This window comes from Streptomyces spiroverticillatus, from assembly GCA_014650415.1.
GTDB lineage: Bacteria > Actinomycetota > Actinomycetes > Streptomycetales > Streptomycetaceae > Streptomyces > Streptomyces spiroverticillatus.
In genome coordinates this window covers 1-881 of the sequence record BMUX01000081.1, presented here as the reverse complement: position 1 = coordinate 881, position 881 = coordinate 1, and the positions used below count along the sequence as shown (strand labels likewise).

At 67.3% G+C, this 881-nt stretch carries 2 protein-coding genes; one reads left to right on the top strand and one right to left on the bottom strand.

The annotated features are described in order from the left end of the window. Positions 1-76: 76 nt before the first annotated feature. Entirely contained in the window at positions 77-574 is a 498-nt protein-coding gene (locus IE269_RS42795) for an HNH endonuclease domain-containing protein (RefSeq protein ID WP_318299716.1), read from the bottom strand. Between the two features lie 155 nt (positions 575-729). Here IE269_RS42795 and IE269_RS42790 point away from each other — a divergent pair. Further along, positions 730-881, top strand: a 152-nt coding sequence (locus tag IE269_RS42790) for a transposase (protein WP_318299717.1), incomplete at its 3' end; no start/stop codon positions are given.

Below are 881 nucleotides of genomic sequence, written 5' to 3'. Positions count from 1 at the left end.
CAACCTGCCCGCACCCGGCCCAACAAAGCGCAACAGCCCACCAGTTGACCTGACGAGCCGTCACGAAATTTCGAGGTTAGGCACACTCCTTCTGCACCTCGTGGAGAAACGCCACCCACGAACCGCCGCCTGCCACTCTCCGTTTGGAGTTCAGCGTGAGCTCCAAGGTCTTCCGCAGCGGGTGAGGGGACCCCATGACCGCCTCGTTCCGCTGCGCCAGCAGGGTCAGTTCTCCGGGATACGGGAGGCGGTCGCTCTTGACGGTATTGCACGCCTGGTGCGCGGGGGCGAGGTTCCACAGCGCGTCGAGGTCCGGCCCTGCCCAGCCGCGGACGCTCGCGTAGCGCCGCATGAGCGCGTAGGGAAAGACGTGGTCGACGGCGACCGCATCGTTGAGTTCGAGGGTTTCGTGGCAGATGAGGCAGCGGCCGTGCTGGAAGCCGATCAGGGCCTGGGCGACGCCGGTGACCGGGCGGCGCCGGCGCTTGTCGGTCAGCGTGAGCGTGGGCCAGTCGACTGTGAGGCCCTCCTGGATCAGCGCGCGCCCGACACCGGCGGAGAAAGAGGACTCCACGATGCTCCACCGCGCGTGGAGCTCCGCCGTCAGGCCCGGAGCCTGTTCGTGCTGTGCCAGGTGGAGGAGTTCCGGGGTGAGCCGGACGGGGGCCTTACCCCCTGATGTTGAACACACGAGACACTGGATCCTGAGGATCTGAGAACGGACATCTCGTGGTCATGAAGAACTACCCGCCGCAGTTCAAGGCGGACGCGGTCGCGCTGTACGAGTCGCGGCCGGACGCGACGATCAGGTCGGTCGCAGCCGATCTGGGGATCAACCCGGAGACGCTGCGGAACTGGGTGAGGGCAGCCGGGGCGAGCCG